The sequence below is a fragment of the Shinella yambaruensis genome (genome assembly GCF_022899355.1).
In the GTDB taxonomy this organism is placed as follows: Bacteria; Pseudomonadota; Alphaproteobacteria; order Rhizobiales; family Rhizobiaceae; genus Shinella; species Shinella yambaruensis.
The window spans coordinates 43,061-69,080 of sequence record NZ_JALJCK010000017.1 but is presented as its reverse complement, the minus strand read 5'-3'; the positions used below and the strand labels follow the sequence as shown (position 1 = coordinate 69,080).

General features: G+C 64.2%; 24 protein-coding genes and 2 pseudogenes. 11 read left to right on the top strand and 15 right to left on the bottom strand.

The window, feature by feature from the left end:
- Nucleotides 1-39: 39 nt before the first annotated feature.
- Complete coding sequence (gabD, locus tag MUU56_RS29060) at nt 40-1,491, bottom strand: NADP-dependent succinate-semialdehyde dehydrogenase (RefSeq protein WP_244770765.1); 1,452 nt, start codon at nt 1,489-1,491, stop codon at nt 40-42.
- A gap of 160 nt (nt 1,492-1,651) precedes the next feature.
- Here gabD and MUU56_RS29055 point away from each other — a divergent pair, with 160 nt between their 5' ends.
- Nucleotides 1,652-2,245 (top strand): nitroreductase family protein, encoded by a 594-nt coding sequence (locus MUU56_RS29055; RefSeq protein WP_244770764.1) that lies wholly within the window; start codon nt 1,652-1,654, stop codon nt 2,243-2,245.
- A 133-nt stretch (nt 2,246-2,378) separates the two neighbouring features.
- Here the strand turns inward: MUU56_RS29055 and gyrB are convergent, their stop codons facing one another.
- From gyrB to MUU56_RS29030, 6 genes and pseudogenes are all read right to left on the bottom strand, one after another.
- Nucleotides 2,379-4,811: a DNA topoisomerase (ATP-hydrolyzing) subunit B gene (gyrB, locus tag MUU56_RS29050; RefSeq protein WP_244770763.1), complete on the bottom strand. Its 2,433-nt coding sequence runs from the start codon at nt 4,809-4,811 to the stop codon at nt 2,379-2,381.
- A 133-nt stretch (nt 4,812-4,944) separates the two neighbouring features.
- Complete coding sequence (locus MUU56_RS29045; protein WP_244770762.1) at nt 4,945-5,325, bottom strand: helix-turn-helix domain-containing protein; 381 nt, start codon at nt 5,323-5,325, stop codon at nt 4,945-4,947.
- Nucleotides 5,322-5,666: pseudogene (locus MUU56_RS32970) on the bottom strand (Smr/MutS family protein); the annotation flags it as partial. The gene MUU56_RS29045 and the pseudogene MUU56_RS32970, both read right to left, overlap by 4 nt.
- 119 nt (nt 5,667-5,785) lie before the next feature.
- Nucleotides 5,786-5,888: pseudogene (locus tag MUU56_RS32965) on the bottom strand (Smr/MutS family protein); the annotation flags it as partial.
- Nucleotides 5,875-6,990: a murein transglycosylase A gene (mltA, locus tag MUU56_RS29035; protein WP_244770760.1), complete on the bottom strand. Its 1,116-nt coding sequence runs from the start codon at nt 6,988-6,990 to the stop codon at nt 5,875-5,877. The gene mltA and the pseudogene MUU56_RS32965, both read right to left, overlap by 14 nt.
- A 14-nt stretch (nt 6,991-7,004) precedes the next feature.
- Nucleotides 7,005-7,709 carry a Tim44/TimA family putative adaptor protein gene (locus MUU56_RS29030; protein WP_244770759.1) on the bottom strand — a complete coding sequence of 235 codons (705 nt, stop codon included), beginning with the start codon at nt 7,707-7,709 and terminating at the stop codon, nt 7,005-7,007.
- A 154-nt stretch (nt 7,710-7,863) separates the two neighbouring features.
- Between MUU56_RS29030 and MUU56_RS29025 the strand changes: the two genes are divergently transcribed.
- Together MUU56_RS29025 and secB are read left to right on the top strand one after the other, a co-directional pair.
- On the top strand, nt 7,864-8,322 hold the full coding sequence (locus MUU56_RS29025; protein ID WP_244770758.1) for an FxsA family protein: 459 nt from the start codon (nt 7,864-7,866) through the stop codon (nt 8,320-8,322).
- A 69-nt stretch (nt 8,323-8,391) separates the two neighbouring features.
- Nucleotides 8,392-8,868 (top strand): protein-export chaperone SecB, encoded by a 477-nt coding sequence (secB, locus tag MUU56_RS29020; protein WP_244770757.1) that lies wholly within the window; start codon nt 8,392-8,394, stop codon nt 8,866-8,868.
- A gap of 83 nt (nt 8,869-8,951) precedes the next feature.
- Here secB and dnaQ read toward each other — a convergent pair whose 3' ends face one another.
- The 5 genes from dnaQ to MUU56_RS28995 are packed head-to-tail and all read right to left on the bottom strand — an operon-like array spanning nt 8,952 to nt 12,538.
- A complete protein-coding gene (dnaQ, locus tag MUU56_RS29015; protein ID WP_244770756.1) occupies nt 8,952-9,656 on the bottom strand; it encodes a DNA polymerase III subunit epsilon in 705 nt (234 codons plus the stop codon).
- The gene (coaE, locus tag MUU56_RS29010; RefSeq protein WP_244770755.1) at nt 9,656-10,246 is read right to left on the bottom strand and encodes a dephospho-CoA kinase; all 591 of its coding nucleotides are present in this window, start codon (nt 10,244-10,246) and stop codon (nt 9,656-9,658) included. Before coaE ends, dnaQ begins: the two co-directional genes overlap by 1 nt.
- The gene (locus MUU56_RS29005) at nt 10,243-11,103 is read right to left on the bottom strand and encodes a shikimate dehydrogenase (RefSeq protein WP_244770754.1); all 861 of its coding nucleotides are present in this window, start codon (nt 11,101-11,103) and stop codon (nt 10,243-10,245) included. The genes coaE and MUU56_RS29005 overlap by 4 nt, the downstream gene beginning before the upstream one ends.
- On the bottom strand, nt 11,096-11,692 hold the full coding sequence (locus MUU56_RS29000; protein ID WP_244770753.1) for a Maf-like protein: 597 nt from the start codon (nt 11,690-11,692) through the stop codon (nt 11,096-11,098). Before MUU56_RS29000 ends, MUU56_RS29005 begins: the two co-directional genes overlap by 8 nt.
- A 24-nt stretch (nt 11,693-11,716) precedes the next feature.
- Entirely contained in the window at nt 11,717-12,538 is an 822-nt protein-coding gene (locus tag MUU56_RS28995) for a pyruvate, water dikinase regulatory protein (protein WP_244770752.1), read from the bottom strand.
- A gap of 405 nt (nt 12,539-12,943) precedes the next feature.
- Here MUU56_RS28995 and hemE point away from each other — a divergent pair, with 405 nt between their 5' ends.
- The 8 genes from hemE to MUU56_RS28955 all read left to right on the top strand — a co-directional run bounded on the left by hemE (nt 12,944) and on the right by MUU56_RS28955 (nt 21,727).
- The gene (gene hemE / locus MUU56_RS28990) at nt 12,944-13,978 is read left to right on the top strand and encodes a uroporphyrinogen decarboxylase (protein WP_244770751.1); all 1,035 of its coding nucleotides are present in this window, start codon (nt 12,944-12,946) and stop codon (nt 13,976-13,978) included.
- Entirely contained in the window at nt 13,975-14,514 is a 540-nt protein-coding gene (hemJ, locus tag MUU56_RS28985; protein WP_244770750.1) for a protoporphyrinogen oxidase HemJ, read from the top strand. The genes hemE and hemJ overlap by 4 nt, the downstream gene beginning before the upstream one ends.
- Before the next feature lie 186 nt (nt 14,515-14,700).
- Nucleotides 14,701-15,966, top strand: a complete 1,266-nt coding sequence (rho, locus tag MUU56_RS28980) for a transcription termination factor Rho (protein ID WP_024271281.1) — start codon at nt 14,701-14,703, stop codon at nt 15,964-15,966.
- Nucleotides 15,967-16,090: 124 nt separating this feature from the next.
- Complete coding sequence (mnmE, locus tag MUU56_RS28975; RefSeq protein WP_244770749.1) at nt 16,091-17,416, top strand: tRNA uridine-5-carboxymethylaminomethyl(34) synthesis GTPase MnmE; 1,326 nt, start codon at nt 16,091-16,093, stop codon at nt 17,414-17,416.
- 75 nt (nt 17,417-17,491) lie between these two features.
- Entirely contained in the window at nt 17,492-19,372 is a 1,881-nt protein-coding gene (gene mnmG, locus MUU56_RS28970) for a tRNA uridine-5-carboxymethylaminomethyl(34) synthesis enzyme MnmG (protein ID WP_398432919.1), read from the top strand.
- Nucleotides 19,369-20,004 carry a 16S rRNA (guanine(527)-N(7))-methyltransferase RsmG gene (gene rsmG / locus MUU56_RS28965; protein WP_244770747.1) on the top strand — a complete coding sequence of 212 codons (636 nt, stop codon included), beginning with the start codon at nt 19,369-19,371 and terminating at the stop codon, nt 20,002-20,004. Before mnmG ends, rsmG begins: the two co-directional genes overlap by 4 nt.
- 13 nt (nt 20,005-20,017) lie before the next feature.
- A complete protein-coding gene (locus MUU56_RS28960; protein WP_244770746.1) occupies nt 20,018-20,812 on the top strand; it encodes a ParA family protein in 795 nt (264 codons plus the stop codon).
- A gap of 24 nt (nt 20,813-20,836) precedes the next feature.
- Nucleotides 20,837-21,727 (top strand): ParB/RepB/Spo0J family partition protein, encoded by an 891-nt coding sequence (locus MUU56_RS28955; protein ID WP_244770745.1) that lies wholly within the window; start codon nt 20,837-20,839, stop codon nt 21,725-21,727.
- A 25-nt stretch (nt 21,728-21,752) separates the two neighbouring features.
- On the opposite strand, the gene holA is transcribed toward MUU56_RS28955, so the two are convergent.
- The 3 genes from holA to leuS are packed head-to-tail and all read right to left on the bottom strand — an operon-like array spanning nt 21,753 to nt 25,936.
- Entirely contained in the window at nt 21,753-22,787 is a 1,035-nt protein-coding gene (holA, locus tag MUU56_RS28950) for a DNA polymerase III subunit delta (protein ID WP_244770744.1), read from the bottom strand.
- Nucleotides 22,788-22,794: 7 nt separating this feature from the next.
- Complete coding sequence (gene lptE / locus MUU56_RS28945) at nt 22,795-23,319, bottom strand: LPS assembly lipoprotein LptE (RefSeq protein ID WP_244770743.1); 525 nt, start codon at nt 23,317-23,319, stop codon at nt 22,795-22,797.
- The gene (gene leuS / locus MUU56_RS28940; RefSeq protein WP_244770742.1) at nt 23,306-25,936 is read right to left on the bottom strand and encodes a leucine--tRNA ligase; all 2,631 of its coding nucleotides are present in this window, start codon (nt 25,934-25,936) and stop codon (nt 23,306-23,308) included. Before leuS ends, lptE begins: the two co-directional genes overlap by 14 nt.
- Nucleotides 25,937-26,020 lie beyond the last annotated feature (84 nt).

Genomic DNA, 26,020 nt, shown 5'->3' with positions numbered 1-26,020 from the left:
GCCGGACAGTGCCGGCCGGGCCTTTCCTGTCCCCTGACCTCAGGCGATGCCGCCGAGGCAGACATATTTGATCTCGGTGAACTCCTCGATGCCGTATTTCGAGCCCTCGCGGCCGAGGCCGGAAAGCTTGACGCCGCCGAACGGCGCTTCCGCCGTCGAGATCAGACCGGTATTGACGCCGACCATGCCGTATTCCAGCGCCTCGGCGACGCGGAAGACCCGCGACAGCTCCTTGGCGTAGAAATAGGAGGCAAGACCGAATTCCGTGTCGTTCGCCTGGGCGATGACGTCGTCCTCATCCTTGAAGCGGAAGAGCGGCGCGACCGGGCCGAAGGTCTCCTCGCGGGCGACGGCCATGTCGGGCGTCACGTCGGCAATGACGGTCGCCTCGTAGAAGGTGCCGCCGAGCGCATGGCGCTTGCCGCCCTGCACCACGCGCCCACCCTTCTTCACCGCGTCGGAAACGTGCTCCTCGACCTTTTCGAGCGCCGCCTGGTCGATCAGCGGGCCGAGCACGACGCCGTCGTCGAAGCCGTTGCCGGTCTTCAGCTTGCCGACCGCGACGGCGAGCTTTTCGGAAAAGGCGTCATAGACGGCATCCTGCACATAGATGCGGTTGGCGCAGACGCAGGTCTGGCCGTTGTTGCGGAATTTTGCGATCAGCGCGCCTTCGACGGCCGCATCGAGATCGGCGTCATCGAAGACGATGAAGGGGGCGTTGCCGCCGAGCTCCAGGCCGAGCTTCTTGATGGTGGGGGCGCACTGCTTGTAGAGCTCGGCGCCGATTTCCGTCGAACCGGTGAAGGTGAGCTTGCGCACTGTCGGGTTGGCCGTGAGCTCCGCGCCGATCTCGCGGGCAGAGCCCGTGATGACCGAGAAGAGGCCGGCGGGAAGGCCCGCGCGCTCGGCGAGGACGGCGATGGCGATGGCCGAGAACGGCGTCTGCGAGGCGGGCTTCAGCACCATGGCGCAGCCGGCGGCGAAGGCCGGGCCGGCCTTGCGGGTGATCATGGCGTTCGGGAAGTTCCAGGGCGTGATCGCCGCGACGACGCCGATCGGCTGCTTCATCACGAGGATGCGCTTGTCCTTCTGGTGGCCGGGCACGATGTCGCCGTAGAGGCGGCGGGCTTCTTCGGCGAACCATTCGACGAAGCTTGCGCCATAGACGATCTCGCCGGTGGCCTCGGTCAGCGGCTTGCCCTGCTCCATCGTCAGGATGCGGCCGAGATCGTCCTTGTTCTCGACCATCAGCTCGAACCATTTTCTGAGCACGGCCGAGCGTTCCTTGGCCGTGCGGGCGGCCCATCCCTTCTGGGCGGCGGCGGCGGCGGCGATCGCCTCCTTCGTCTCCCTGGCGCCGAGCTTCGGCACATGGCCGACAAGCTCGCCCGTTGCCGGGTTCTTCACGGCGATGCCGCTGCCATCCGCCTCGATCCAGCGGGTGCCAACGAGGGCTGCCTGGCGCAGCAGGCTCGGGTCTTTGAGGCTCATCGGATATCTCCCATTTCGCGATGCCGTTTCTCACATGTCGGAAGGGTTATATTGCGTCCCCCACCGGTTCGACAATGCGACAGGAACGCGATTTTACCGCTTCGCGCGACGCGCCGCCGGGTCTAAGGTCGGCCGGCCAAACTGACATTCGAGGCTTGCAATGACCGATCCGACCGGCCGCACCGCGGACCACGCCATCGACCCCATCTATCTCGACCGCTGGTCGCCCCGCGCCTTCACCGGCGAGGCGATGCCGCACGAAACGCTGCTTTCCCTGTTCGAGGCGGCCCGCTGGGCACCGTCCGCCGCCAACGGCCAGCCCTGGCGCTTCGTCTACGGCCATCGCGGCACCGAGGCCTTCGAGCGGATCTACAACACGCTGGACGAGGGCAACCGCCGCTGGGCGGACAAGGCCGCGGTGCTGGCCGTGATCATCTCGCAGACCCACCGCCAGAACGCCGCCGGCGAAATGCGCCCGGCCTATACCCACGCCTTCGACACCGGCGCCGCCTGGGCCTATCTCGCGCTCGAGGCGACGCGCGCCGGCTACCATGCCCATGGCATGGGCGGCATCGACCGGGAGAAGGCGAGAGAAGTCCTCGGCATTCCGGAAGTTTTCCGCGTGGAAGCGGCGCTTGCGATCGGCAAGATCGCCCCGAAGGAGTCGCTGCCCGAGGACCTCATGAAGCGCGAGGTGCCAAGCGGGCGCAAGAAGGTGGAAGAGTTCGTCTCCGAAGGGCAATTCGCGCTCTGAGGCGGCTTGCAATTGGCGCACGGCCGCCTAAGCCCCACCCACTGTCGTCATCCTCAGGCTTGACCCGCGGATGACGAAGGAGAGAGCAATATCTTCCCGATAAAAGATAGCCGCCTTTTGGCGGCTCCCTTGCCTAGATATCGAGGTTGGCGACGCTGAGGGCGTTTTCCTGGATGAAGTCGCGGCGCGGCTCCACCTCATCACCCATCAGGCGGGCGAAGAGGCCGTCGGCATCCGTCGCATCGGACACCCGCACCTGCAGCAGCGAACGCACGTTCGGATCGAGCGTCGTTTCCCAGAGCTGCTCGGCATTCATCTCGCCGAGCCCCTTGTAACGCTGCATGGAAAGCCCCTTGCGGCCAGCGGCGAAGACGGCGTCGAGCAGGGCGCGCGGACCGGAAATCTCGACCTGACCATCCTTGCGGCGCAGGACCGGCGGCGCCGTATAGATTTCCTGGAAGCGGACGGAAAGCTGGTCGATATGGCGGGCATCGGACGAGCCGATCAACGCCATGTCGATATGCGCGAATTCCTTGACGCCGCGCACCATGCGCTCGAAGCGCAGGCCGCCGTCCGTGGCGACGGATCCGGTCCAGCCGCGCTCCGTCTCCTCGGCGATGAGATCGAGCCGGCGGGCGACCTCTTCCGCCTTGGCGGCATAGGCCTCGCGGTCGTGGCTGAGCTCGAGGTTGAGCGCGCCGGCAATGGCCGCCTGCTCGATGATCGCGCGATTGTAGCGCGAATGCAGGCCGTCGAGCAGCGTGCGCAGGCGCAGCGCGTCCTGGATCAGCTCCAGGATGTCCTGGCCGGCACGCACTTCGCCGGAGCTGAGCTCCAGCGCCGCATCGTCGAGGCCGACGGCGACGAGGTAATCCTCCAGCGCCTTCTCGTTCTTCAGGTACTGGCTCGATTTGCCGCGCGCCACCTTATAGAGCGGCGGCTGGGCGATGTAGAGATGGCCGCGCTCGATCAGCTCCGGCATCTGCCGGAAGAAGAAGGTGAGCAGCAGGGTGCGGATATGCGCGCCGTCGACGTCCGCGTCCGTCATGATGATGATTTTGTGGTAGCGCAGCTTGTCGGCGTTGAACTCGTCCTTGCCGATCGAGGTGCCGAGCGCGGTGATCAGCGTGCCGATCTCCTGGCTGGAGAGCATCTTGTCGAAACGCGCGCGCTCGACATTGAGGATTTTTCCGCGCAGCGGCAGGATGGCCTGGTTCTCGCGCGAGCGGCCCTGCTTGGCCGAGCCGCCGGCCGAATCGCCCTCGACGAGGAAGAGTTCGGATTTCGCGGGATCGCGCTCGGAGCAGTCGGCGAGCTTGCCGGGCAGCGAGGAAATGTCGAGCGCGCCCTTGCGCCGCGTCAATTCACGCGCCTTGCGCGCGGCCTCGCGGGCCGCGGCGGCCTCGACCACCTTGCCGACAAGCGTCCTGGCATCGGCGGGATGTTCCTCGAACCAGGTGGAGAGCGCCTCGTTGACGAGGTTTTCCACCGCCGGGCGGACTTCGGAGGAAACCAGCTTGTCCTTGGTCTGCGAGGAGAATTTCGGATCGGGAACCTTGACCGACAGCACCGCCGTCAGGCCTTCGCGGCAGTCCTCGCCCTGCAGCGTCACCTTCTCCTTCTTGGTGATGCCGGACGTATCGGCATAGGAGACGACCTGGCGGGTCAGCGCGCCGCGGAAGCCCGCCATGTGCGTGCCGCCGTCGCGCTGGGGGATGTTGTTGGTGAAGCAGAGCACGTTCTCGTGGTAGCTGTCGTTCCACCACATCGCGACTTCGACGGTGATGCCGTCCTTCTCGCCCCGGATGGCGATGGGCTTGGAGACCAGCGGCTTCTTCGCCCGGTCGAGATAGGTCACGAAGGCTTCGAGGCCGCCCTCGTACATCAGTTCGTCCTGCTTGATATCCGAATGGCGGCGATCGGTGAGCAGGATGCGCACGCCGGAATTCAGGAAGGCGAGCTCGCGCAGGCGGTGCTCCAGCGTCGCATAGTTGAAGTCGATGTTCGAGAAGGTGTCGGTCGAAGGCAGGAAGGTCACTTCCGTGCCGGTCTCGCTGCCGCAGTCGCCGGTCACCGCCAGCGGGCCGTCGGCCACGCCATGGGTGAAGCTCATCTCGTGGATCTTGCCGCCGCGGCGGATCTTCAGCTTCAGCTTGACCGAAAGCGCATTCACCACCGAGACGCCGACGCCGTGCAGGCCGCCGGAAACCTTGTAGGAGTTCTGGTCGAATTTGCCGCCGGCATGGAGCTGGGTCATGATAACCTCGGCGGCGGAGACGCCCTCTTCCTTGTGGATGTCGGTCGGGATGCCGCGGCCGTTGTCGGTCACCGTCACGGACCCGTCCGGATTGAGCGTGACCGTCACGATGTCCGCATGGCCGGCAAGCGCCTCGTCGATCGCGTTGTCGACGACCTCGTAGACCATGTGGTGCAGGCCCGAGCCGTCATCGGTATCGCCGATATACATGCCGGGGCGCTTGCGCACCGCATCAAGCCCCTTGAGGACCTTGATCGAATCTGCGCCATACTCGGCCGGGCCGTTTTCGGTCTCGGGTGTGTCAGTCATTCAAACGTCTTTCCAGGGTTCTTTCGGAAGGCAGGAAGCGCGGCGAATCACGGCTTTCCAAGTCCTTGAATATAGGGATTTTGCCCTCAAGTTCCAAATCAGGGAGAGGGCAAACACGGCAGAATTCAGGGGATCAGCCGGGTTTTACCCGGTTATTGCATGCTTTTTCCAGAATACCGGCAAGACGGCGCACCGTCTCGGGCGGCAGGTCGCGGATTTCCGCCGAAAGCCGGTTGGCGAAGGCGGTGTATTCCGGCGGCAGGCCGGCCGTATCCACCACCACGCGCGGATCGGAAATCCGGGCAATGCGGAACAGTTCCTCGGCCTCGTCCCAGATGACGTTGAAGTAACCCGCCACGCGCTGGAGGAAATCGAAGCTCGGCGTGCCACGCTTGCCGTTTTCCAGCGCCGAGAGATAGGCGGGGCTGACGCCGAGCGCCCTGGCCATGTCCTTCTGCGAAACGCCCTTGCGATCGCGCAGGTGCCGCACGGCCTTGCCGAAGGGTGTCGTCATCGTTTTTCTCCCGGGTGCCGGGCAAGCCGGACATAGAGCGCCCCGTCGCCGCCGTGGTTGCGCGCCGCCGGCTCGTAGGAGGAGATCAGCGGCCGGAACTCCGGCAGGGAGAACCACAGCGGCACCGCCCGCTTCAAGGCGCCGTCGCTGCCGAGCGAGGTGCCCTTGCCGGTGATCACGAGCACGTGGCGCAGGCCCCGCTCGTGCGCCCGGATGAGAAAGCCGAGCAGGAAGCCGTGCGCCTCGCTCTGGATCATGCCGTGCAGGTCGATGCGCGCTTCCAGCGCCAGGCGGCCCTTGGCGATCTTGCGCTTGACAGGGCGCTCCAGCGGGTGGTGCCGGGTCTCCTTGTCGCGGCCGATGGTGAGCGCGATGCCTTCGGCGGGCGGGGCGGACTTCGTCTTCTTCGGTTCCGGCTCGGGCTTCTTCCCGGCCTCCGGCTTTTCAAAGGCGGCCTCGAACTCCGTCAGGGCGTCGAGCCTGCCCGGCAGCGCGCGCGTGCTGCGCGCCACCTTGCCCCAGAGGATACGGTCCTCGCTCGAGAGCGTCTTATCCTTCGGCATGGAGGTATCGCTCCGCCGCTGCCTTCGGCATGAGGATATGGAAGGTCGCCGCATTGCGCACATGGCCGGCCAGCGCGCCCGCCGCATCGCCCGAACCGGTGAAGATATCGCCGCGCGCCGGGCCAACGATCGCCGTTCCGGTGTCGAGCGCCAGCATCAGGCGGCGGAAGGGCTTGCCGCCATCCATATGGGTGAGGCTGTCGCTCGAAATGAAGAAGGGCAGGCCGAAGGTATGGATCAGCCGGTCGACCGCCAGCGAACGGCCGGCGACGAGCGGCACTTTCGCCGCGGCGATCGGGCCGAGCGACAGATCCGCGACCTCCGCCTCCTTGAAGAAGATGAAGGAGCGGTTGTGCCAGAGCACGGCGTCGACCTGATCCTCGTTGCGGGCCAGCCAGTCACGGATCGAAGCCATGGAGACGGTTGCCGCGTCGATCTCGCCGCGGTCGATCAGCAGCTTGCCGATCGCGGAAAAGGGATGGCCGCTCTTGGCGGCGTAGGTGATTCGCCTGACCGACCCGTCCGGATAGACCAGCCGCGCGGCGCCCTGCACATGGGCGAAGAAGACGTCCACCTTCGAGCGGGCATAGGCGATCTCCAGCCCGCGGCCGGCAAGATAGCCACGCTCGATCTCGCCGCGATCGGGATGCTCGACGATCCCGCCGGCCGTCTTGAGCCCGAACGCAAAACCCGGCGGAAAACCGGCCGGGCGATTGTCCTCGTCGATATCGACCAGATCCTCCGGCCGGGCGTAGAAGGGGTGGCGGAACGCGGCGTCCGGCTCCGCCCGCACGGCGACTTCCGGCTCGTAGAAGGCCGTGACGAAACCGGGCGAGCCATCCGCCTTCTCGATGAGGAAGGGCACGCACTGCGCCTCGAAGAAGGCGCGCACCGCGGCGGGACCTTGCGGCTTCTCGTCGGCCGCCGCATCCAGCAACACCAGAAGCTCGCCGGCGGTGATGCCGAGCGAGCCCGTCCTGTAGGGTTTTACGGTGCGGATGTGATCGCGACAGCGGGCCATTGCCGAAAGAAGCGCTGTCGGATCATCCTCGTTCCAGCCGGGAAGCGCCGAAAACCGGGCCGGAACCAGGCGATAGTCCATTGGCCTTGCCTCGCTCAGCCTTCCGATTCGGTGGCGATCAGCTTCCAGTTCGGATCGCGCGAACGGATGTCGCGGGCGAAGGTCCACAGGTCGTTGACCTCGGCCACCGTTTCCGCATCGCCCTCGATCAGCGTGCCGGCCTTGTCATAGGTGGCGGAGATCAGCTGGCTGACGATGCGCAGCGTCACATTCGCCTCGCTGTCCTTGACCTCGGCGCTGACGATATCGGCCTTCTCGATGCCGACGAAGCTGGAGCGGACGACCTCGCCGTTTCTCTCGCGTTCCGAGATGGCCGCGTCGAAGCCTTCGTAGACCTCGCGCGACAGGAGGTTCTTCAATGCCTTGCGGTCGCCGTCGGCAAAGGCGACGACGATCATTTCATAGGCCATGCGGGCGCCGTTGACGAACTCCTTCGGGTTGAAGGACGGGTCGACCTTGACGATCTGGCGAAGCTGCTCGTTGAGCGGGGTGCCCGGTGCGGCAAAGCCATCGACGGACGCATAGGGATTTTCCTCCTCGTCCGTCCCGTCCCGCCGCGGCAGCGTGACCACCTTGCCGCGATCGGCCGAATCAGCCTCGCTGGCGGTCTCGCGCTTGGAATAGGGATCGAAGGGCGGGCGCTCGCTGCCGGTGCGCCGGCCGAGCACGCTGCGCAACTGCAGGAAGATGACCACCGCAGCCACCAGGAAAAAAATCGTTACAAAGTCGAATGAGCCCATTATCGATCCGCAGCCGTTTTCGTTTTTCTTGTTCCTTTCCCATATAGTCCGCAAAACCGGATCATTCAAATGGCGATGACGTGAATGCGATGAAGGCACGCCCAAACAGCGCCGGCAGTATCGGTCCGCGCTAAACTGTGCGACAGTGAAGGCCATGCTGCGACGTCTCATTCCCCTCTTCATTCTCCTGCTGCCGCTGGCGGAAATCGCCTGTTTCATTCTCGTCGGGCGGCGCATCGGCCTTTTTGCCACCCTGTCGCTGGTCGTGCTTTCGGCCGTCGCCGGCATCGTGCTGATGCGCATCCAGGGTTTCGGCGTGCTTGCCCGGCTGCGCCAGGCCGGCCAGGACGGCCGCGCGCCGGGCAAGGAAATGCTCGATGCCGCGATGATCATGATCGCCGGCATCCTGTTGCTGATTCCCGGCTTCCTCACCGATATCGTGGGGCTCGCCCTGTTTCTGCCGCCCGTCCGCACGTTCCTCTGGAACCGGCTGATGCGCAACATCGTGGTCGTCGACATCGGCGGCACGCACCCCGGCAACCGGCCGCAGACAGGCCCCCAGCGCACCATCGATCTCGACGAAAGCGACTTTCATCGCGACGGCCGGCCGTGACGGCGGGTTGTAAGCCCGGGGCCGAAATGCTAGATGGCCTGACTTTCCAGAGTCCCCGAGGATACTTTCATGACCGACGCAGCAACCGAGAACAACGCCGCGAGCCCCTCGCTCAACATCCTGGCGCAGTATGTGAAGGACTTCTCCTTCGAAAACCCGGGTGCACCGCGGTCGCTCCAGGCCCGTGACAAGGCGCCGGCGATCAACATCAGCGTCAACGTCAATGCAAACCCGCTCTCCGAGACGGACTTCGATGTCATCCTTTCGCTGAACGCGGAAGCCAAGGACGGCGACAAGATGCTCTTCAACGCCGAACTCGCCTATGGCGGCGTCTTCCGCGTTGCGGGCTTCCCGCAGGAACACATGCTGCCGGTGCTCTTCATCGAGTGCCCGCGCCTGCTCTTCCCCTTCGCCCGCCAGATCATCGCCGACGCGACCCGCAACGGCGGTTTCCCGCCGCTGATGATCGATCCGATCGATTTCGCGCAGATGTTCACCCAGCGCATGGCCGAAGAACAGGTCAAGGCCAAGGTCAACGCCAACTGAGGCGACCACCGGCTTTCAACGAAAACGCCCGGCCACCTGGTGACCGGGCGTTTTCTTTTGCTTTTTGAAAAGCTGGGCCAGGTTCACGCGCCGTATTTCGCCCAGATCGCCTTGTCGCCCATCTTCTGCACCATGGTGGCATGGGCGGCGCGCTCTTCCTCGGAAAGGCGGGGCGCAAGCGGCTTCGGCCTGACGCCCAGCGGCAGGACGACATCGTCCTCCGCCTCGACCAGCGTCCGCCGGCCGCTCTCGGCCATGCCGAGCCCGAGCGCCGCCTGCCGGCCGCCGATCATCTCGATATAGACCTCGGCCAGAAGCTCGGAGTCGAGCAGGGCGCCGTGTTTCGTGCGATGCGAATTGTCGATGCCGTAGCGCCGGCAGAGCGCATCGAGCGAGTTCGGTCCCATCGGATGCTTGCGGCGCGCCAGCGCCAGCGTGTCCGTCACCTTCTCCTGCAGGATCGGCGGCAGGCCGATGCGCTCGAACTCGGCGTTGATGAAGCCCATGTCGAAGTTGGCATTGTGCGCCACCCAGCGGGCATCGCCGAAGAAATCGAGGATCTGCTGCGCCAGATCGGCAAAAGGCGGCTTGTCCTTGAGGAATTCGTCCGTGATGCCGTGCACGGCAAGCGCATCCGGATGCACCTTGCGGTCGCCCGGGCTGATGAAGAGGTGCAGCGTGCGGCCGGTCGGAAAATGGTTCTCCAGCTCCACGCCGCCGATTTCGATGACGCGGTCGAGCTTGTTGTCGAGGCCGGTCGTTTCCGTATCGAAGATGATCTCGCGCATTAGTGCTCTTGTCCCTTCAAGCTTTCAACGATCTCTTCCACCTGTTTGCGCGCCGCTTCAAGCCCCTTGCCGGTATCGATGAGGAAATCGGCGCGCCGGCGCTTTTCCGTATCCGGTGTCTGGCGTGACAGGATGAGCTGGAATTTCTCCTCCGTCATGCCCGGGCGGGCGAGCACGCGCTGTCTTTGTATGTCCGGATCGCAGGTGACGACCACCACCTTGTCCACCCGCGCTTCCCCCCCGGTCTCGTAGAGCAGCGGGATGTCGAGCAGGACGAGCGGCGATCCATGATCCCGCTGCGCATCGAGGAAGGCTTTCTCGCGTGCCCGCACAAGCGGGTGAATGATCGCCTCCAGCGCGGCAAAGCGGTCCGGGAACCGGGCCAGCGTCGCCGACAGTGCCGTGCGGTCGATGACGCCATCGCGCAGCGCTTCGGGAAAGCGCGCGGCGACCGGCGCGACGGCCTCCGTCCGATAGAGGTCGTGCACCGTCGCATCCGCGTCATGCACCGGCACACCGAGATCGCGGAACATCGCCGCGGTCGTCGACTTGCCTGTTCCGATCGATCCGGTGAGGCCGAGCACGATCATCGGTGCGCCTCCATGTCGGCGAGGATCATCCGGCGCAATCGCGCATCGACGGCCGGCCGCACACCGAACCATTTTTCAAAGCCCGGCACCGCCTGGTGCAGGAGCATGCCGAGGCCATCCACCGTGGCAAAACCCTGCTCGGCCGCCTGACGCAGGATCGGCGTGACCAGCGGCACATAGACGATGTCCGTCACTACCGCGCCCTCACCCAGGGGCGAGAAGTCGAAATCCGGTGCCGCCTCGCCATCCATGCCGAGCGACGTCGTGTTGACGAACAGCCCCGCTCCCTTCATGACCTCCGGCAGGGCCGCCATCGGATGGGCGTGCACGCTCGGCCCGAAACGGTCGGCCAGTTCCTGCGCGCGGGCGGCGGTGCGGTTGACGACGTGGATTTCCGCAACGCCGCGATCGCGTACCGCCTGGAGGATCGCCCGGCTGGCGCCGCCAGCCCCGAGGATGACGGCCCGGTCCGTCCTGTCCCAGCCGGACGCGGCGGCATCGAGATTGGCGAGAAATCCAAAGCCGTCGGTGTTGGTCGCATGGAGCCGGCCGTCCTCCAGCCAAAGCGTGTTCGACGCCCCGAGCTCTTCGCTCAGCGCATCCGGCCGGTCGGCGAGCGCAAAGGCCGTTTCCTTGTGCGGGATGGTGACATTGCCGCCGATGAAGCCGGATTCACCGCTTTTCAAACGGGAAATGAAGCCGGCGAAATCCTCGGGCAAAACCTCCTGCCGCGTATAGGATCCCTGCAATCCCAGCGTTTCCAGCCAGTATCCATGGATCAGCGGCGAGCGCGAATGTTTGACCGGATAGCCCGTCACGAAGGCGTGGCGACCGATTGTTTCACGTGAATCATGCATCGATGGCACCGAGATCGCGAAGTTTAGCCAGCAAGGGAAGCAGCGGCAGGCCGAGAATGGTGAAATAGTCGCCGTCGATCCGCTCGAAGAGCTGCACCCCTTCGCCCTCGAGCTGATAGGCGCCGACGCTCGCCAGCACCCGCGGTCCGACCCGCGCCAGATGGCGATCGATGAAATCGCCGGACAGCGGCCGCATCGTCAGATGCGCGATGGAGATGTGGCTCCACAATGTCTCTCCGTCCCGTACCAGGGCGATGCCGCAGTTCAGCGAATGGGTGCGACCGGACATGGCCTGAAGATGGGTCTTGGCCTCCGCCATGTCAGCCGGCTTGTGAAACACCCGCCCCTCCAGGGACAGCGTCTGGTCGGAACCGATGACGAGGGCGCCGGGATTGCGCCGCGCCACATTCACGGCCTTTTCGATCGCCAGCGCCTGGGCGATCTCCGGCGGCGTCGGGTTGCCGGCCGCAAGCGCGGTTTCGATCGCGCGCTCGTCGAGATCGGCCGCCTCGGTTTCAAAGGCAAGGCCCGCATTGTCCATCAACATGCGGCGAAAGGGACTTTGCGAGGCGAGGATCAGCGACGTCATGAAAATCTCCGTTTCCCCTCCGGGTTAGCGAAGCTTCGGGCGAAGAGCAACGATGGCGGCGGCCGTTTCCTCGATCGATCGCCGGGTGACGTCGATGATCGGCCAGTTGTTGCGTGCACAGATGGCACGGGCATATTTCAGTTCCTCGGAAATCTGCGACCGGTCGACATAATCGTCGCCGCGAAAATCCTGCGTCTGGCCGAGCACCCGGTTCTGCCGCACTTGGGCAATGCGGTCCGTGGTGGCGATCAGCCCGACGACCAGCGGTTTCGTCGTCGTCGACAGCCGCTCCGGCAGGGGCACGCCGAGCACGATCGGTACATTGGCGGTCTTGATGCCGCGATTGGCGAGATAGATGCTCGTCGGCGTCTTCGAGGTACGGCTGATACCGACAAGGATGACATCCGCCTCGTCGAGATCGGCCGGCAGCTGCCCGTCGTCATGGTCCATCGTGAAGTTGAGCGCGTCGATCCGCGCGAAATATTCCGCGTTCATCACATGCTGCGCGCCCACCCGCCGGCGCGAGGGCGCACCGAGATAGGACTGGAAGAGGTCGATCACCGGCTCGAGCACAGAGACGCAGGGCACGCCCATCTCCCGGCAACGCTGGTCGATGATCTCCGAAAGCTCCCGGTCGACGATCGTATAGAGCACGATGCCCGGCGCTCCGTCGATGGCATCGAGCACGGGCATGAGCTGCTTGCGGTTGCGGATCAGCGGATAGACATGTTCGAGCGCCTGGGACGACTGGAACTGCGCGGCTGCCGCCCGCCCCGCGGCAATCAGCGTCTCGCCCGTCGAGTCCGATATCAGGTGCAGATGGAAGTAGTTTCTGGTGCTTTCCACAATATCCTCCGCCCCCTGTTGATGAACCGGGACAGCACCGAGCTAAGAACGACGGGGATCGGGAGGCAAGGGGATAACCGCCTTTTTATCCACAATCCGCGAGAGACGGGAACAGGATTCACGGCCCATGTGGATAAGACTCATGACACGGCAAAGTGTCGCGCTTCTCCACATCTCATCCACAGCAAGGCTCTTTTGTCGATGCCGCCGATCGGCTTGATTCGAAAAGGCGAATCCGGTTCTCCGCATTATTCTCAGAAAATCTTCCTGCGGGCTTCGTCTTTTCCGCCCTGCCGCCGGCAAGGCCGGATCCCTGTGGAGAGGATTTAATCCTTGATAGTCACCGACTCTAAGAAATAGAAACCTTTTCAAAGAGATTATTTCATTGATTGGGAGAACCCCGCGGTGTCTGCGAAAAGCCGGAAGATCGTCGATGTCCTGAACGGGAAAACAATCTCCCCTCCTCCCCTCTGGCTGATGCGCCAGGCCGGACGCTACCTGCCGGAATACAGGCAGACCCGCGCGGCAGCGGGAAGCTTCCTCGACCTCTGTTATTCGCCGGAGTTGGCGACGGAAGTGACGCTCCAGCCGATCCGCCGCTATGGCTTCGACGCGGCGATCCTGTTTTCCGATATCCTCGTCATTCCCGATGCCCTGAGGCGCAATGTGCGCTTCGAGGAAGGGCATGGACCGCGCCTCGACCCGATCGACGCCGATGGCATTTTCGCCCTGAAGGGGGACGGGGTGGTAGGTCACCTCCAGCCGGTCATAGAGGCGGTCGGCCGCATCCGCAGCGCCCTGCCGGAGGAAACGGCATTGCTCGGCTTCTGCGGCGCGCCCTGGACCGTTGCCACCTACATGATCGCCGGGCATGGAACGCCCGACCAGGCCCCCGCGCGTCTCTTCGCCTACAGGGAGCCACGCGCCTTCGCGCATCTGCTCGACGTGCTCGCCGAGCTCTCGGCCGACTACCTGGTGGCGCAGATCGATGCCGGCGCCGATGCGGTGCAGATCTTCGATTCCTGGGCCGGCGTTCTCGGCGAACGCGAGTTTGCCGATTTCGCCGTCCGGCCCGTGCAGCGCATCATCTCTTCGGTCAAGGCCCGCCGACCGCAGGCGAAGATCATCGCCTTTGCCAAGGGAGCGGGCGTGCTCCTGAAATCCTACCGGCAGCAGACCGGCGCCGACGCCATCGGCCTCGACTGGTCCGTACCGCTCTCCTTCGCGGCCGACCTGCAGAAGGACGGCCCTGTCCAGGGCAATCTCGATCCGATGCGCGTCGTCGCCGGCGGCGCGGCGCTCGACGAAGGCATCGACGCCATCCTGCAGGCGCTCGGCAATGGGCCGCTGATCTTCAATCTCGGCCATGGCATCACGCCGCAGGCCGATCCGGACACTGTCACGCGCCTCGTGGCGCGGGTGCGCGGGGAAGCGCGGTGAGCGAGAAGCAGGCGGGCGAGAGCGCCGGGCGCCGGGCGCGGCTGCGCGCCGCGGTGGTGCTTGTCGTCTTCGCGCTGCTTGCGCTCCTCCTCGTCCTCCATCCGCCGGACGATCTCTATCTTTGGATCAAGGCGTTGCACATCATCGCCGTCATCTCCTGGATGGCGGGCCTGCTCTACCTGCCGCGGCTCTTCGTCTATCACACGGATGCCCCGCCCGGCTCGGCCGAGGCGCAGGTCTTCAAGGTGATGGAACAGCGGCTCTACCGGGTCATCATGCAGCCGGCGATGGGCCTTTCCTGGCTGCTCGGCCTCTATCTCGCCTGGTCCGTCTACGGTTTCCAGGGCGGCTGGCTGCACGCCAAGCTCGCCCTGGTCGTCCTCATGACCGGCGTGCACCAGTTCTATGGTCGGGCCGTCAAGGCCTTCGCCGAGGACCGCAACACCCGGAGCGGCCGCCAGTGGCGCATCTGGAACGAGGCGCCGGCGCTCCTGATGATCCTCATCGTCATTCTGGTCGTCGTCAAACCGTTCTGAGCCTCTGCGACAAAACGGATGAAATTTCAAAGCCCCCTTGCGGGCCAGCACCGGAACCGCTATTTTCCGCGCATCTCATCTTTCGTGGCATGTGTATTCGTTCAGTGAACTGCACCCGATCCCCCGCAGTTCGGCCTTGACCCGCACGCCTTTTCCCATCCCGATGACACCCAGCATGGACCATTCATGGCCGAAATGAAGCTACAAGACCTCAAGAACAAGACTCCGACCGACCTCCTTGCCTTTGCCGAATCGCTCGAGGTCGAGAACGCGAGCACGATGCGCAAGCAGGAACTGATGTTTGCGATCCTGAAGATGCTGGCCGCGCAGGACGTGGAGATCATCGGCGAGGGTGTCGTGGAAGTGCTGCAGGACGGTTTCGGCTTCCTGCGGTCGGCCAATGCGAACTACCTGCCCGGCCCGGATGATATCTATATCTCGCCCTCCCAGATCCGCCGCTTCTCGCTGAAGACCGGCGATACGGTGGAAGGCCCGATCCGCGGCCCGAAGGAAGGCGAACGCTATTTCGCGCTGCTCAAGGTCAACACGATCAATTTCGACGATCCGGAGAAGATCCGCCACAAGGTCCACTTCGACAACCTGACGCCGCTCTACCCGAACGAGCGCTTCAAGATGGAACTCGAGATCCCGACCTCGAAGGATCTGTCGCCGCGCGTCATCGATCTCGTCGCGCCTCTCGGCAAGGGCCAGCGCGGCCTCATCGTCGCCCCGCCGCGCACGGGTAAGACGGTTCTCCTGCAGAACATCGCCCATTCGATCACCGCAAACCATCCGGAATGTTATCTCATCGTCCTCTTGATCGACGAGCGTCCGGAGGAAGTGACGGACATGCAGCGATCGGTGCGGGGCGAAGTCGTTTCCTCGACCTTCGACGAACCGGCGACGCGCCACGTCCAGGTCGCCGAAATGGTCATCGAGAAGGCAAAGCGCCTCGTCGAGCACGGCCGCGACGTCGTGATCCTGCTTGATTCGATCACCCGCCTCGGCCGCGCCTACAACACGGTTGTTCCGTCGTCGGGCAAGGTGCTGACCGGCGGCGTCGACGCGAACGCCCTGCAGCGCCCGAAGCGCTTCTTCGGCGCGGCGCGCAATATCGAGGAAGGCGGGTCGCTGACCATCATCGCGACGGCGCTGATCGACACGGGCAGCCGTATGGACGAAGTGATCTTCGAGGAGTTCAAGGGCACCGGCAACTCGGAAATCGTGCTGGACCGCAAGGTCGCCGACAAGCGCATCTTCCCGGCCATGGACATCCTCAAGTCCGGCACGCGCAAGGAAGACCTTCTGGTGCCGCGCCAGGATCTCCAGAAGATCTTCGTGTTGCGCCGCATTCTTGCCCCGATGGGCACCACGGATGCGATCGAATTCCTGATCGACAAGCTGAAGCAGACGAAGAACAACGGCGATTTCTTCGATTCGATGAACACATAGCCAATAGGCACGAACGTGCGTAAAGACATGGTCCCGCCGTAAGGCGGGACCATTTTCGTTTCAGGAGAAGAAATCGATTCTCCTCCGAAACGGAATCGCCGATTCGCACCCGGAATGATAAATCATGATGTCCACGGACACGATCTTTGCCTTGTCGAGCGGTGGCTTGCCCTCCGGCGTGGCGGTGATTCGCCTGAGCGGACCCGCAAGCGGCCAGGCGGTGCAAGCGCTGTGCGGCCGCCAGCCCGCGGAAAGACGCGCGTCCCTGCTCTCGATTCGTAACCGGAACGGTGAGAAGCTCGACGCGGGCCTGGTCTTGTTCTTCCCCGGCCCAAACTCTTTCACGGGCGAGGATTGCGCGGAACTTCAGATCCATGGCGGGCGGGCCACGGTCAAGGCTGTTCTTGCGGAGCTTGCCGGCATGGCCGGTCTTCGTGCCGCGGAAGCAGGTGAATTTTCCCGGCGCGCCTTCCTGAACGGCCGCATGGATCTGATCGAAGTGGAGGGCCTGGCGGATCTCATTGCGGCGGAAACCGAGATGCAACGCCGTCTGGCGGCAGAGCAATCGTCCGGCGGTCTGTCGAAGCTCTATGATTCGTGGGCGAAACGACTGACACATGCGCGCGCCATGATCGAAGCCGAACTGGACTTTGCTGATGAGGACGATGTTCCCGGTTCCATTGCAGATACCGTCTGGCGCGACATGCGGCAATTGGAGCAAGAAATCCTTAACCATCTTTCGGGTGTGAGAACTGGGGAGATCGTGCGGGATGGCCTCAAGGTCGTCATCGTGGGTCCACCCAATGCGGGAAAGTCGAGCCTGTTGAATTATCTCGCAAAACGGGATGTCGCCATTGTCACTGACGTCCCGGGAACGACGCGGGATGTGCTGCATGTCGATCTGGACCTCGACGGCTTCGCCGTTCGGCTCTATGATACGGCAGGCCTGCGCGAGACGGATGACGTTGTCGAGCAGGAGGGTATCCGCCGGACACAGCTCTCCATGGCCCAGGCCCATCTGGTGCTTCTGTTGTCGTCACTTGCGGAGCCTGATTGGGTCGCGTTCACCGAGGGATATGACGGTCCGATTATCCGTGTCCAGACCAAGGCGGACAGGCAGGATGCCGCTTGGCGGGATCCTGAAGCTGATGTTAAGATTTCCGTGCGGACGGGTGAAGGCATATCGGCACTTCTGGATCTGGTGAGCGGGTACCTGCCGGATCTGGATCAGGGAAGCGCCTTGGCGCTTCCAACGCGTCAACGGCATGCGGACAATCTCGCGGAAGCGCGCAGCCACATCGGCACGGCGCTGGATGCGGGCGGGAGCGGCCTCGATATACAGGCGGAACATCTCCGCCTCGCCGGTCAGGCGCTGGGCCGGGTCACGGGTCGGGTGGATGTAGAGAACCTGCTGGACGTGATCTTTTCGGAATTTTGCATTGGCAAGTGATTCACGTGAAACAACACAACGTACACGAGTCGCGCTGGGCGTTTCACGTGAAACAGGTGGTACAATATGACGACAGTGAAGACATATGATGTGGTGGTGATCGGTGGTGGGCATGCGGGCGTCGAGGCCGCTGCCGCCGCCGCGCGGTTCGGCGCGCAAACGGCTCTACTCACCCACAAGGCCTCGACGATCGGGGTTATGTCCTGCAATCCTGCGATTGGCGGTCTTGGCAAGGGTCATCTTGTCCGGGAAGTGGACGCGCTGGATGGCTTGATGGGACGGGTTGCCGACCGGGCCGGTATTCAGTTCCGCCTGCTGAACCGGCGTAAAGGCCCCGCGGTGCGCGGCCCGCGCAGCCAGGCCGATCGGAAGCTCTATCGCGAGGCGATGCAGGCGGAGATTGCGCAGATTGCCGGCCTGACCGTCGTCGAAGGCGACGCGTATGATCTCGCTTGCGCAGATGGTCGTATTCAGGCTGTGGCCTTGAAGGACGGACGACGTCTTTCCTGCGGTGCGGTGGTAGTCACTACGGGCACGTTCCTGCGTGGCCTTATTCATATCGGTTCCGAAAAAATCCCGGCTGGCCGCGTGGGAGAAGACCCCTCCCTTGGGCTGTCGGCGACGTTCGAGCGCTTCGGCTTCCGGCTTGGCCGCTTGAAAACCGGCACGCCCGCACGCCTCGATGGCCGTACCATCGATTGGAACGCGGTTGGGCGCCAGGCGGCAGATGAGACGCCGGTGCCGTTCTCCTTCATGACCGATCGTATCACGACACCGCAGATCGAATGCGGCGTCACGCGAACGACGGCCGCGACGCACCGCATCATTGAGGAGAATATCGGCCGATCGGCCATGTATTCCGGCCAGATCGAAGGTGTCGGCCCACGCTATTGCCCGTCGATCGAGGACAAGATCGTGAAGTTCGGCGAACGGGACGGTCATCAGATTTTCTTGGAGCCCGAGGGTCTGGACGACGACACCGTCTATCCGAACGGCATCTCGACATCGCTTCCGGCGGATATACAGCAGGCCTTCATTCAGACCATCCCCGGCTTGGAGAGGGTGCGTATTCTGCAGCCGGGTTACGCCATCGAATACGACCATGTCGATCCGCGGGAACTGTCCGCCACCCTGGAAACCCGGCGGCAGCGTGGGCTTTTCCTGGCCGGCCAGATCAACGGTACGACCGGGTACGAGGAGGCCGCGGCGCAGGGGCTGGTTGCCGGACTGAACGCCGCCCGGCGGGCCGCGGGCATGGAGGGACACGTCTTCAGCCGCACGGAGAGCTATATCGGGGTGATGCTCGATGACTTGACGTCCCGCGGCGTGACCGAGCCGTACCGCATGTTCACCTCGCGTGCGGAGTATCGCCTTTCGCTGCGGGCTGACAATGCCGACGCGCGGTTGACGGCATCCGGCATGGCGCTTGGCATTGTCGGTGCAGACCGGCGCCGACGCTTCGAGGAATGGTCGGCGTACATGCAGCGCCTGCGAGAACGGCTCGATACGCTGAAGCTGTCGCCCAATGAGGCGGCGAGCAAGGGGATCCGGATCAACCAGGATGGTGTTCGCCGTTCCGCCTACGATCTGCTCGCCTATCCGGACGTCGACTTCGCGCGGCTGGCGGCCGTTTGGCCAGAGCTCGACGCCTTCTCCCCCCGTGTTCGCGATGCCATCGAAATCGAGGCCGGCTATGCGGTCTACATGAATCGGCAGGCAGCAGATATAGCCGAGGCAAGGCGGGAAGAAGATCGTGGCATCCCCGCCGACTTTGATTTTGCCGCCCTCCCCGGCCTCTCCATCGAATTGCAGCAGAAATTGGCCGCGGCGCGCCCGGCGAATCTTGCACAGGCCGCGCGGGTGGACGGCATGACGCCGGCTGCCTTGACTCTCCTGCTTGCCTATCTTAAGCGCGTGCCCGCCGCGGCAGCGATGGAACGGACTGCCAGCGCATGAAGCCTTTGCCCCGCGAATTTGCCGCGCTGAATGTTTCACGTGAAACCGAGGACAGGCTGAACGCCTTCGTTGCGCTTTTTCAGAAGTGGGCGAAGACCATCAATCTGGTGGCTCCCTCGACCTTAGCGGAAGTCTGGAGCCGCCATGTTGTCGATAGCATGCAGATCTATGCCCTATATTCTGGGCCGCGGATTTGGGCGGATCTCGGCAGCGGGGGCGGTTTCCCGGGCATTGTCACGGGTATTCTGCTGGCCGGCGCGGGAGACGGATGGGTTCATCTCATCGAAAGCAACAACAAGAAGGCCGCCTTCCTGCGAACGGCTATCCGCGAAACCGGTGCGCGCGCGTCGGTGCATGCGATTCGCATCGAAGAGGCGCCGGCGGCAATCGCCCATTGCGACGCGATCTCCGCCCGGGCCTTGGCGGACCTCGATCTCCTGATGGATTTCGGCTGGCCATGGGCCGAGCGTAATCCGGATCTACGGTTTTTCCTTCATAAAGGCCGGGATTACCAGCGCGAGGTCGATAAAGCGCTTGGTCGGTGGAGATTCGATCTGGTAAAACATGCCAGTGTCGTCGAGCCGGATTCCGTGGTGCTCGAACTCTCGAAGCTTTCGCGAAGACGCGAGTGATTGGCGGATGCCCATGGCAATCGAAAAGAACCGGATCATCACCATTGCGAATCAGAAGGGCGGCGTCGGCAAGACGACGACCGCGATCAACCTCGCCACGGCGCTGGCCGCGATCGGTGAGCGCGTGCTGATTGTCGATCTTGATCCGCAGGGCAATGCCAGCACGGGCCTCGGCATCGATCGCCGCACCCGGGAACTCTCTTCCTATGATCTGCTGATCGGCAGCCACGGCGTCGCGGAGACGGTGCTGCAGACGGCCGTGCCCAATCTGTCGATCATTCCCTCGACGATGGACCTCCTGGGCATCGAAATGGAAATCGCGCAGCAGAACGACCGCGTTTTCCGGCTGCGGCGCGCCCTCGCCTCGGCCGAAGCGCTGACTTACTCTTACGTGCTGGTCGATTGCCCGCCGTCTTTCAACCTCCTGACGATGAATGCGCTCGCCGCGGCGCATTCCGTGCTGGTGCCGCTGCAATGCGAGTTCTTTGCGCTGGAAGGCCTGAGCCAGCTGCTGGAGACGGTGGACCAGGTTCGCCGCACCATCAATCCGTATCTGGATATCCAGGGCATCGTGCTCACCATGTTCGATTCGCGCAACAATCTTGCGCAGCAGGTCGTCAACGACGTGCGCACGCATCTCGGTGAAAAAGTCTATCATACACTTATTCCGCGCAATGTCCGCGTGTCCGAGGCGCCGTCCTATGGCAAGCCGGCCATTCTCTACGATCTCAAATGCGCCGGAAGCCAGGCCTATCTTCAGCTCGCTTCCGAGGTGATCCAGCGTGAAAGGCAGCGCCGGGCTGCCTGATTTCAGTATCCGTGAGTAGAACCGATGAATGAAGACAACTCGAAGCGGCGCCTTGGCCGCGGCCTCGCCGCCTTGATCGGTGAAATGGACCAGCTGCCCGCCGCCGATGTCGGCGAGCGCCCGGCGGTCAATCCCGATCGCCTGGTTCCGATCGAATTCGTCGGTCGCAATCCGCGCAATCCGCGGCGCTATTTTGACGAATCGGAGCTGCAGGATCTGGCCTCGTCCATTCGCCAGCACGGCATCGTTCAGCCGGTCGTCGTGCGCACCACGGCCGACAGTCGCTACGAGATCATCGCCGGCGAGCGCCGCTGGCGCGCCGCGCAGCTGGCGGGGCTGATCGACATTCCGGTCATCATTCGCGACGTGGACGACCGCACGGCGCTGGAAATCGCCATCGTGGAGAACGTACAGCGCTCCGACCTCAATCCGCTGGAAGAGGCGATGGGCTATGAGCTGCTGATCGCCGATCACGGTTACACGCAAAACGATCTCGGCGAGATCATCGGCAAGAGCCGCAGCCATGTGGCAAACAGCCTTCGCCTGCTCAAGCTGCCGGAACCGGTGCGCGACATGCTGGCCTCCGGTTCGCTATCGGCCGGCCATGCGCGTGCGCTCATCCCGACCTCCGATCCTGTCGCCCTGGCAAAGACCGTCGTGGCGAAGGGCATGTCGGTGCGTGACGCGGAACGTCTTGCACAGAACGATATCAAGGCGCAGGGCGATCCCAATCACGGCCAGGCGCCGCGCAAGGACGAGAAGGATGCCGATACGCTGGCGCTGGAGCGCACGCTGTCGGACGTGCTGGGCCTCGATGTGACCGTCAATCACAAGGGAAACGGCGGGCAGCTGCGAATTGCTTACAAGACGCTCGAGCAGCTCGAGGAAATCTGCCGGCTTCTTGAGCGGCGGTAACCGGCGGTAACATCCTTAGCCGGATTCAACGCCGCGCGGATTGAAGCACGGTCGCCAGCATCGTCTGCATGGCGATCGTGTCCTCCAAGGCCGGGCGTTGCCGGCTTTGCAGGATAGCAGCCTGCAGGCGTTGCGTTTCGCGCCGGATCGCCGGCCCCGTCCAGGTTTTCAGGGCATTTTCGACGATCGGCTTGCGACGGAAATGCAGATGGCGGCCAAGGGTCGCCATGGCTTGGGCGGCCGGTGCGCGTTTTTCATCCATTTCCGCGCGCATCAGCTCCAGAAGCTGGAACTGCCGAAGGCAACCCTGCAGCACCAGGAAGACCGGCGTCTTGGAGGAAACGATCTTCTGGATGGCGTGCAGGAAACCGTCCTTGTCGCCCTTGAGAATGGCATCGACGGCATCGTCCGTCGAGATCGCGCTGGCATCGCCGACGATCTCCTCGACATCCTGCTCCTCGATCAGTTCCCTGCCACGGCAATAGAGCGCAAGCTTGCGCACCTCGTTGCGCGAGGCGAGCCGGTCGCCGCCGATGGTTTCCACCAGGCGTGAACGGGCTGCGGGGGAAATGCGCAAGCCCTCGGCGGCGAGCTCCTGATCGATGAGTGCCTGCAGGGCACGTCCGTCATCGGCGTAACAGGGGATAGCGACGACTGCGGAACCGGATTCGGCCGCCTTGCGCAGTCCGGCGCCCTTCTTCAGGTCACCTGCCTCGATGATCAGCGTGGATGGCCCGGCCGGCATCTTGGAAAGGATTTCCAGCGCGTCGGAAAGACCCTTCTCGCTGCCGGCATTGCGGACCCAGACGAGGCGGTCGCCGCCGAAGAGGCCGATGGCGTTCATCTCGTCGATAAGCCGGCCCGGCTGGCTGCCGACCTCGCCAGCATCGAGTTTCACGACGGAAAAGGCGTCGTTGAGATCGACGCCGCTGACCGCCGCCAGTGCGGCCGCCCGCTCGGAAACCAGGCCCCGATCGGGACCATAGACGAGGAACAGCCGCACGGGCAGCGGTTTGCGCTTCAGGAAACCGTCGAACTCGTGCGACTTGACTTCGGCCATAGCCGGCTCAGCGACGGCCGAGCGCCGACGCGACATCCGCGCGGATCAGCTCCGCCAGCTCGCGGGCAGCACGATCCTCGGCGTCCCGCACGGCGCGCAGCTTGGCGAATTCCTGCACGGGATAATCGACGAGCGCGACGGTGGAGCGCTTTCCGGACGCCAATGTTTCGCCGGAGTCGGTCTGCACGAGATTGTAGTCGGCCGAGACGACGATGCGGCCGGCGCGGGGAATGTCGTCGCGCACGTCGAGCAGCACGCCGACCTTGCGGACGGCGACATTGAGCTCGAGGTGGTAGAGCGCGCTCTGCGTCTCGCCGCCGCCGCCGGAGAAGAGGAAGATCAGCTCATTGCGGACCCTTTGTTCCACGCGGTCGTCGGCCTTCGAGATGGCCACGGAGGCAAGCTTGCCCTCCGTGCCGGCGGGCGTGGAATACAGCGGCCGCACCTGGCAGCCGGCGACGACGCCGAGGATGGCGATGCCGGCGAACGCCTTTGCGAACCGGGAAAGGCCGGTTCCGTCAGACAACAACATTCACGATCCTCTGCGGTACGACGATGATCTTCTTGGGCTGCTGGCCGGCGAGCACGGCCTGGACCGCCTCGAGCGCCAGAACGGCCGCCTGGACGGCAGTCTGGTCCGCATCGCGGGCGATTGTCAAATCCGCACGCTTCTTGCCGTTGATCTGCACGGGCAGCGTGATCTCGTCGTCGGCGACGAGGCGGTCTTCGTAGGAGGGCCAAGGTGTGTTGGCGACGAGGCCTTCTCCGCCGATCTCGCGCCAGCATTCTTCGGCCAGATGCGGCGTCATGGGGGCGACGACGCGGATCAGGATGCCGACGGCTTCGCGCAGGGCGGCTGCGAGGTCTGGCGAGGCCTTGCCGGCAGCGGCGACGGTGAGCGGCGCGGCGAGCGCGTTGACGAATTCGTAGATGCGCGCGACGGCCTTGTTGAAGGCGAGCTTGTCGTAATCGGCCTGCACGGCCTTCAGCGTCTTGTGCGCGACCTGCGAGACGGCGAGTGCCTCGCCCTCCGTGCCGGGACGGCTTTCCGCGGCCTTCAGGGCCGGCGCTGCCTCGGAAACGAGGCGCCAGACGCGCTGGACGAAGCGATGGGCCCCTTCGACGCCGGCTTCCGACCAGATGACGTCGCGGTCCGGCGGGGAGTCGGAGAGCACGAAGAAGCGGGCGGTATCGGCGCCGTAGGAGGCGATGATGTCATCCGGATCGACGACGTTCTTCTTCGACTTCGACATCTTCTCGATCGAGCCGATGGCGATTTCTTCGCCGGATTCGAGATGGACCGCGCGGCGCTTGCCGCCCTCCTCCTCGATGCGGATTTCGGCGGGCGTCACCCATTCGCGCTTGTCGGCGACGCTGCGGCTGTAGGTCTCGTGCACCACCATGCCCTGGGTGAAGAGACCCTTGAAGGGCTCCTTCAGGTCGAGATGGCCGGAAACCTGCATGGCGCGGGTGAAGAAGCGCGAATAGAGCAGGTGCAGGATCGCATGCTCGATGCCGCCGATATACTGGTCGACCGGCAGCCAGGCGTTGGCGGCGGCGGGATCCGTCGGGTCGTTTTCCCACGGGGCGGTGAAGCGGGCGAAGTACCAGGACGAATCGACGAAGGTGTCCATCGTGTCCGTTTCGCGGCGGGCGTCCCCGCCGCACTGCGGGCAGGCGACGTGGCGCCAGGTCGGATGGCGGTCGAGCGGGTTGCCCGGCTTGTCGAAGGTGACGTCGTCGGGCAGCTTGACCGGCAGGTCGGCCTTCGGCACGGGCACCACGCCGCACTGCTCGCAATGGATGACCGGGATCGGGCAGCCCCAGTAGCGCTGGCGCGAAATACCCCAGTCGCGCAGGCGAAAGTTCACCTTGCGCTCGCCCTGCGGGGCGTTGCCGAGCGTGATGGCGGAGAGGCGGTTCGCGACCTCCTCGAAGGCTTCCTCGGTGCCAAGGCCGTCGAGGAAGCCGGAATTGATCATTACGCCGTCGCCGACATAGGCCTCGTCGGCAATGGTGAAGGTGGCCGCGTCGCCATCCTTCGGCATGACGACGGGCACGACCGGCAGGTTATATTTGCGGGCGAAGTCGAGGTCGCGCTGGTCGCCGGAGGGGCAGCCGAAGATGGCGCCCGTGCCGTAGTCCATCAGCACGAAGTTGGCGATGTAGACGGGGAGCTCCCAGGCCGCGTCGAAGGGATGGCGCACGCGGATGCCGGTGTCCATGCCTTTCTTCTCCGCCGTTTCCAGCGCCGCGAGCGAGGTGCTGGCGCGGCGGCATTCCTCGGCGAACGCCATGATCTCGGGGTTCTTCGCAGACGCCTCGCGGGCAAGCGGGTGGTCGGCGGAGATGGCGATGAAGGAGGCGCCGAACAGCGTGTCGGGACGGGTCGTGTAAACGGTGACGTCCTTTTCGCCCGTCAGGCCCGCGCCTTCGGAAATTTCCCAGCGCACCAGCATGCCTTCGGAACGGCCGATCCAGTTCTTCTGCATCAGGCGGACTTTTTCAGGCCACTGGTCGAGCGTTTCCAGCGAATCGAGCAGGTCCTGGCTGAAATCGGTGATGCGGAAGAACCACTGGGTCAGCTCGCGCTGCTCGACGAGCGCGCCGGAGCGCCAGCCGCGGCCGTCGATGACCTGCTCGTTGGCAAGCACCGTATGGTCGACCGGGTCCCAGTTCACCTTGGACTGCTTGCGGTAGACGAGGCCCTTTTCCAGGAAGTCGAGGAAGAGGTGCTGCTGGCGGTGGTAATATTCCACGTCGCAGGTGGCGAATTCGCGCGACCAGTCCAGCGACAGGCCCATGGACTTCAACTGGTTGCGCATGGTCGCGATGTTGTCATAGGTCCAGCCCTTGGGGTGCACCTTGTTCTGCATGGCGGCGTTCTCGGCGGGCATGCCGAAGGCGTCCCAGCCCATCGGATGCAGCACGTTGTAGCCGCGGGCGCGCTTGTAGCGCGCGACGACGTCGCCCATCGCATAGTTGCGCACATGGCCCATATGGATGCGGCCCGACGGGTAGGGGAACATCTCGAGCACGTAGTACTTTTCGCGCGGGTCGTCGTTATTGGTCAGGAAGACGCTGTCGTCGTTCCATTTTGCCTGCCAGCGGGGTTCGGCATCGCGCGGATTGTAACGTTCGGTGGCCATGTCTTTGATGTTCCGGAAGTCTTTTGGGAGTCTTGGAGGGCGGTGCGCCCATGCGAATATGGTGCCGAGACCTTCATCATGAAA